This is a genomic window from Mesorhizobium sp. M2A.F.Ca.ET.039.01.1.1 (assembly GCF_003998035.1).
Taxonomy (GTDB): Bacteria; Pseudomonadota; Alphaproteobacteria; order Rhizobiales; family Rhizobiaceae; genus Mesorhizobium.
On sequence record NZ_RZRY01000340.1, the window covers coordinates 1 to 6,814 of the forward strand.

At 65.7% G+C, this 6,814-nt stretch carries 5 protein-coding genes and 1 pseudogene; all 6 read left to right on the forward strand.

Annotated features, from left to right (window positions below; genetic code table 11):
• Window positions 1–1,654, forward strand: a 1,654-nt coding sequence (locus EOA24_RS22880; RefSeq protein ID WP_189354147.1) for a DNA topoisomerase, incomplete at its 5' end; no start/stop codon positions are given.
• A gap of 6 nt (window positions 1,655–1,660) precedes the next feature.
• Entirely contained in the window at window positions 1,661–3,967 is a 2,307-nt protein-coding gene (rnr, locus tag EOA24_RS22885) for a ribonuclease R (RefSeq protein ID WP_126082395.1), read from the forward strand.
• Complete coding sequence (locus tag EOA24_RS22890; protein ID WP_126082394.1) at window positions 3,967–4,413, forward strand: DUF983 domain-containing protein; 447 nt, start codon at window positions 3,967–3,969, stop codon at window positions 4,411–4,413. Before rnr ends, EOA24_RS22890 begins: the two co-directional genes overlap by 1 nt.
• Window positions 4,414–4,501: 88 nt before the next feature.
• Window positions 4,502–5,242 (forward strand): NUDIX hydrolase, encoded by a 741-nt coding sequence (locus EOA24_RS22895; protein WP_126082393.1) that lies wholly within the window; start codon window positions 4,502–4,504, stop codon window positions 5,240–5,242.
• Window positions 5,243–5,262: 20 nt separating this feature from the next.
• Window positions 5,263–6,438, forward strand: a complete 1,176-nt coding sequence (locus EOA24_RS22900; protein ID WP_126082392.1) for an MFS transporter — start codon at window positions 5,263–5,265, stop codon at window positions 6,436–6,438.
• A 93-nt stretch (window positions 6,439–6,531) separates the two neighbouring features.
• Window positions 6,532–6,814 (forward strand): annotated as a pseudogene (locus EOA24_RS22905) (hypothetical protein); the annotation flags it as partial.

The window sequence follows — 6,814 nt, forward strand, 5'->3', positions numbered from 1 at the left end:
AACCGACGGCGTGCAGATGGCGCCGGAGGCGATCGAGGCCGCCCGCAACGCCATCGTCAGCGAATTCGGTGCGAAATACCTGCCGGAGAAGCCGCGTTTCTACACCACCAAGGCCAAGAACGCCCAGGAAGCCCACGAGGCGATCCGCCCGACCGATTTCCGGCGCACGCCGGCTTCCGTTCGGCAATATCTCGACGCCGACCAGGCCCGCCTCTACGAGCTGATCTGGAAGCGCGCCATCGCCAGCCAGATGCAGCCGGCCGAGATCGAGCGCACCACGGCCGAGATCGAGGCCGTCAACGGCGCTCGCACCGCCGAGCTGCGCGCGATCGGTTCGGTCATCCGCTTCGATGGCTTCATCGCCGCCTATACCGACCAGAAGGACGAGGACGCGGAGGACGAGGAGAGCCGCCGCCTGCCCGAGATCCGCTCCGGCGAGCAACTTGCCCGCCAGGCGATCAACGCCACCCAGCACGCCACCGAACCGCCGCCGCGCTATTCCGAGGCGTCGCTGATCAAGAAGCTGGAGGAGCTCGGCATCGGCCGGCCATCGACCTACACCGCGATCCTGAAGACGCTCGAGGATCGCGACTACGTCACCATCGACCGGCGCAAGCTGGTGCCGCAGGCCAAGGGCCGGCTGCTCTCGGCCTTCCTCGAAAGCTTCTTCGAGCGTTACGTCGAATATGATTTCACCGCTTCGCTCGAAGAGAAGCTCGACGAGATTTCCGACGGCAAGCTCGCCTGGAAGGACGTTCTGCGCGACTTCTGGAAGGATTTCTCCGGCGCCGTCGACGACATCAAGGAATTGCGTGTCACCGACGTGCTCGATGCGCTCAACGAAGAGCTCGCGCCGCTTGTCTTCCCGGAGCGCGAAGACGGCTCCAACCCGCGCATCTGCCCGAAATGCGGCACCGGAAATCTGTCGCTGAAGCTCGGCAAGTTCGGCGCTTTCGTCGGCTGCTCGAACTATCCGGAGTGCTCCTACACCCGCCAGCTCGGCGACGCCGCCAACCCCAATGGCGAGAACGGCAATGGCGAGGACGGCGTCAGGCTGCTCGGCAAGGATCCTTACACGGCCGAGGAAATCACGCTGAGGAGCGGCCGCTTCGGTCCCTATATCCAGCGCGGCGAAGGCAAGGACGCCAAGCGCTCGAGCCTGCCCAAGGGCTGGACGCCCGAGTCGATCGACCACGAGAAGGCGCTGGCCCTGCTGGCTCTGCCGCGCGACGTCGGAAAACATCCCGAAACCGGCAAGATGATCTCGGCCGGCCTCGGCCGCTACGGCCCGTTCGTGCTGCATGACGGCACCTACGCCAATCTGGAGAGCATCGAGGACGTGTTCTCGATCGGCCTGAACCGCGCCGTCTCGGTGATCGCCGAGAAGCAGCAGAAGGGCAAGGGCGGCCGCAACGGCGCCACGCCGGCGGCGCTGAAAGAGCTTGGCGACCATCCGGACGGCGGCGGCAAGATCACGGTACGCGACGGCCGCTACGGGCCCTATGTCAATTACGGCAAGGTCAATGCGACGCTGCCCAAGGGCAAGGACCCGCAATCGGTGACGATGGAAGAGGCGCTCGCCCTGATCGCCGAAAAGGAAGCCAAGGGCGGAGGTGGCAAAAAGCCCTTCCGCAGGGCGGCGAAGAAGGGGTAGCAGGACGTGGCGCGCAGGATCTCCGGAAGAAGCCACGGCGATCCGCGCCACGCCGACACGAGGGCCAAGGTCAAGGACGACTATCGGCCCTCGCGCGACGAGATCCTGCGCTACATCGCCGAAAATCCCGACCGCTCCGGCAAGCGCGAGATCGCCAAGGCCTTTGCGCTGCGCGGCGAGGATCGCGTCTGGCTGAAGGACATGTTGCGCGATCTCCAGGATGAAGGTCTGCTCAACAAGGAGCGCAAGCGCCTGACCCGCGCCGGCGCAGTGCCTCACGTCGCCGTGCTCGATATTTTCGGCCGAGACGAAGACGGCGTGCTCCTGGCCAATCCGAGCGAATATACCGGCGCCGGTTCTCCGCCCGTCATCGCCATCCGCATCTCGCGCGGCGCCGGCGGCCCGGCGCCCGGCATCGGCGACCGTGTGCTTGCCAAAACCTTCCCGACCGACGACCCGTCGGGCCCCGCCTATACCGGCCGGGTGATGAAGATCTTCGAGAAGCGCAGCGACGCGGTGCTCGGCGTCTTCCGCGTGCTGAAGGACGGCACGTTCCGCATCGAGCCCGTCGAACGCCGCCAGCCGGAGCTGATCGTCGACAAGGAATTCCAGAACGGCGCCCGGAACGGCGATCTCGTCGAGGTCGAGCCGGCGCGGGCATCACGTTACGGGCTGCCCAGGGCAAAAGTGCTGGCGGTGCTGGGATCCTTGAGCAGCGAAAAGGCGGTCTCGATGATCGCCATCCATGCCCACGACATCCCCCATGTCTTTCCGGCGGATGTGATTGCCGAGGCCGAAGCGGTGAAACCAGCGACGCTCGATCACCGCGAGGATTGGCGCGACCTGCCGTTGGTGACCATCGATCCGGCCGACGCCAAGGACCATGACGATGCTGTCTTCGCCACGCCCGACACGGACGAGAAGAATCCCGGCGGGGTCGTCGTCACCGTGGCGATCGCCGATGTCGCGGCCTATGTGCGCTATGGAAAGCCGCTCGACCGCGAAGCCTTGAAGCGCGGCAATTCGGTCTATTTCCCGGACCGGGTCGTGCCGATGCTGCCCGAACGCATCTCCAACGACCTCTGCTCGCTGCGCGAAGGCGAGGACCGGCCGGCCATCGCGGTGCGCATCACCTTCTCCTCGGAAGGCCGAAAGCTGCGCCATTCCTTCCACCGTGTGATGATGAAGTCGGCGGCCAAGCTCGCCTACCCGCAGGCGCAAGCCGCGATCGACGGCGTGCCCGACGACAAGACCCGGCCGCTCCTCGACAGCGTCCTGAAGCCGCTCTGGGATGCCTATGCCGTGCTGAAGCGCGGCCGCGACGCCCGCCAGCCGCTGGAGCTCGACCTGCCGGAACGCAAGATCCTGCTGAAGCCGGACGGCACCGTCGACCGGGTCGTCGTGCCGGAGCGTCTCGACGCGCATAAGCTCATCGAGGAGTTCATGATCCAGGCCAATGTCGCGGCCGCCGAGACCCTGGAGGGCAAGAAAGAGCCCCTCGTCTACCGCATCCATGACGCGCCGTCGCTCGCCAAGCAGGAATCGCTGCGTGAGTTCCTGCAAACGCTCAGCCTGTCTCTGGCGCGCGGCGCGCAGATGCGGCCCAGCCAGTTCAACGGCATTCTGGAGCGGGTGCGCGGTGCCGACAACGAGGCGCTGGTCAACGAAGTGGTGCTGCGCTCGCAGAGCCAGGCGGAGTACTCGCCGAAGAACATCGGCCATTTCGGCCTCAACCTCCGTCGCTACGCGCATTTCACCTCGCCGATCCGCCGCTATGCCGATCTGATCGTCCACCGGGGGCTTATCTCGGCGCTTGGACTTGGGCCTGGCGGGCTGACGCAGCAGGAGGCGGACCGGCTGGAAGAGGTCGCCGCGCTGATCTCGGCCACGGAACGCCGCGCCATGGCCGCCGAGCGCGATACGGTCGACCGGCTGATCGCCGCCTATCTCGCCGAGCGCGTCAACGACACGTTCGACGCGCGCATCTCCGGCGTCACCAAGGCGGGGCTGTTTGTCCAATTGCCGCAGTATGGCGCCGACGGCTTTATTCCGGTGTCAACTCTGGGCGGCGACTACTATATCTATGACGAAACCGCCCGATCGCTGTTCGGCGAACGCACCGGCAAAGGCTATCAGCTTGCCGACCGCGTCGAAGTTCGGCTGGTCGAAGTCGCGCCGATGGCCGGTGCGATGCGTTTCGAGATGCTGACCGACCCGAAGCCCCTGCCCGGCTCGAGGCGGTCGTTCCACAAGGCCAAGGGCCGCGCCCGCGCGTCGCAACCGCGCGTCGGTCCGCGCGGCAGGAGAAGATGATGCCAGGCGATTCGCATGTGGAAGAACAGGTTTTTGGTGGCGAGCATCACTCTGGCCGTGTCGCCCGTCCGCTGTGGACGGCGATCAAGCGCGGCCTTCTCGGCCGTTGCCCGCGTTGCGGCGAAGGCAAGCTGTTTTACGCCTTCACCAAGACCGTCGACACGTGCAGCGTCTGTGGCGAGGAGATCCATCACCATCGCGCGGACGACCTGCCTGCCTATCTGGTCATTGTCATTGTCGGCCACATCGTGGTTGGCTCGTTCATGGCAGTGGAGGCGACCACCACGCTGTCAAACTTACAGCACGCGCTGATCTGGGTGCCGCTGACCATCATTCTCGCGCTCGCACTTTTGCAACCGGTCAAGGGCGCCGTCATCGGCCTGCAATGGGCGCTTTATATGCACGGCTTCGGCGGCGAGAAGGATGAATTCGAGAGCCATTCGTAAGCCAGGTCGCACCGCTGTCCGCCCTGGTTCAAAAGCCGCGACGCGCAAGCCACTTTCACAGCAAGGAAGTTTCCGCTAGGTCGGGCGCATGGAAGGAATGACCAAGGCGGATGTCGACAAGCTCGATAAGGGCCTGGCCGTGCGCAGCGGCCGGGCGTTGCGTCCGCGTGATGCCGCGACGCTTATTCTGCTCGATCGCCAGGGCAAGGATGTCCTGGTGCTGATGGGCAGGCGCCACGCCAGGCATGCCTTCATGCCCGGAAAATACGTCTTTCCCGGCGGCCGCACCGATCCCGCGGACAGCCGCATTGCCGTCGGCGCGCCTCTGCGCGGCGAAGAAGAGAAAAAGCTGGTCGCCGGCCCCGGCCGCGCCAGCGCGGCGCGGGCGCAAGCAATCGCCCTGTCGGCGATTCGCGAGACCTATGAGGAAGCCGGCCTGCTGATCGGCCGCAAGGGCGCCTTCTCGACCGCGAAGCGCGACTGGCAGGGTTTCGCCGAACATGGCGTCATCCCGTCGCTGGACGTGCTCCGCTTCGTCGCCCGCGCCATCACCCCGCCCAATCGCGTGCGCCGTTTCGACACGCGCTTCTTCAGCGCCTGGCGCCACGACGTTGCCGTGGAATTGCCCGGCGGCGGCCCGACCAACGAGCTGGAGGAACTCGTCTGGCTGCCGCTTGCCGATGCCCGCAAGGCCGACATCCCGGACATCACCGGCATGATCCTGGAAGAACTGGAAGGTCGGCTTGCAGAGGATCCCTTGCTGCGGCCGGGCGGCGCCGTGCCGTTCTTCCGGCTCGTCCGCAACCGCTTCGTCCGCGAAGTCCTTTAGAAGCAGAGCATTTTGGTCCCATGACGGTCGATACCCAACAACAGGGCGACGAACGCGTACACTGGCTGCCGATGGTCGCGGCTATCTCCTCGATCAGCGTCGTCGGCATCGCCATCGGCCTCGGCATGCCGCTGCTAAGCGTCATTCTGGAAAGCCGCGGCCACTCCGCATCGATGATCGGCCTCAACACGGCCGTCGCCGGCCTCGCCTCGATCGCCGGCGCGCCTCTGGCCACGCCGCTTGCCATGCGGCTCGGCGTCGCCTGGACCATGCTGTTGATGATCGCCATCGGCGCGCTCGCGTTCGTCGGCTTTCACTTCGCGCCGGATTTCTGGATGTGGTTCCCGCTCCGCGTCGCCTTGCATATCTCGCTGACGGTGCTGTTCATCCTGTCGGAATTCTGGATCAGCACCTCCGCGCCGCCGAACCGCCGCGGCCTTGTGCTTGGCATCTACGCCACCGTTTTGTCGCTCGGCTTTGCCGCCGGACCCTGGCTGTTCGCCCATCTCGGCAGTTCGGGCTTCCTGCCATTCGGCGTCACCATAGCGCTGGTCACGCTTGCCGCGATTCCAGTGTTGGCGGCCCGCAACGAGAGCCCGACCATCGTCGCCGAGAGCGAGACCAGCCATTTCCTGCGCTACGTCTGGCTGGTGCCGACGGCGACCTTCGCTGTGCTTGTCTTCGGCGCGGTCGAGACCGGCGGTTTCTCGCTCTTCCCCGTCTATGGCAGCCGGATCGGCTATTCCGAGGCCGACGCTGCACTTCTGCTGACGATGATCGGGCTCGGCAACGTGCTTCTGCAGATCCCGATCGGCATGATCAGCGACCGTGTCTCGGACCGGCGCCATCTGCTTCTGGGCTGCGCCACCGTCGGCCTGATCGGCACCGTCTTCATGCCCTTCTTCGCGCAGAACTGGCATCTTATGGCCGCCCTTCTGTTTGTCTGGGGCGGTGTCGTCGCGGCCATGTACACGATCGGCCTTGCCCATCTCGGCTCGCAGCTTTCCGGCCATGAGCTGGCATCCGCCAACGCGGCCTTCGTGCTGTGCTATGGCGTCGGCATGGTGATCGGTCCGCAGGCGATCGGCATCGGCATGGACGCCTTCGGCCCCTCGGGCTTCGGCTGGTCGCTGGCGATCTTCTTCGCCGCCTACATGCTTCTGGTCCTGGTCAGGCTGGTGCGCAAGATTCTCTAGCGGCGGACGCCGCCGGCACCCGGCATCCTGACATCACCGTGTCAGCAGCACCCCTGCTATACCCTGCCTCCAACGCCAGGCAGGAGAATTGCGATGATCGACAGCGGCTTTGAAACCAAATCCCTCAGGATGGAACTGCTTCTGCTCGTCACATTCCAGGCGCCGGCCGCCGATGTCGAGCGCATCATGGAGGCGGTGGTGGCGATCACCCCACTGCCCATGGGCAAATATGACAGCAACGCCTATCAGTCGGCGCAGGGCATCGAGCGCTATCGGCCGCTCGACGGCGCCGCCGCCGGCGCCGAGAACGAACTGCGCCGGCGGCCGGGCACCGTCGAAGTGTCATTCGAGATCGCTGACGACCAGGCGCTCGCCG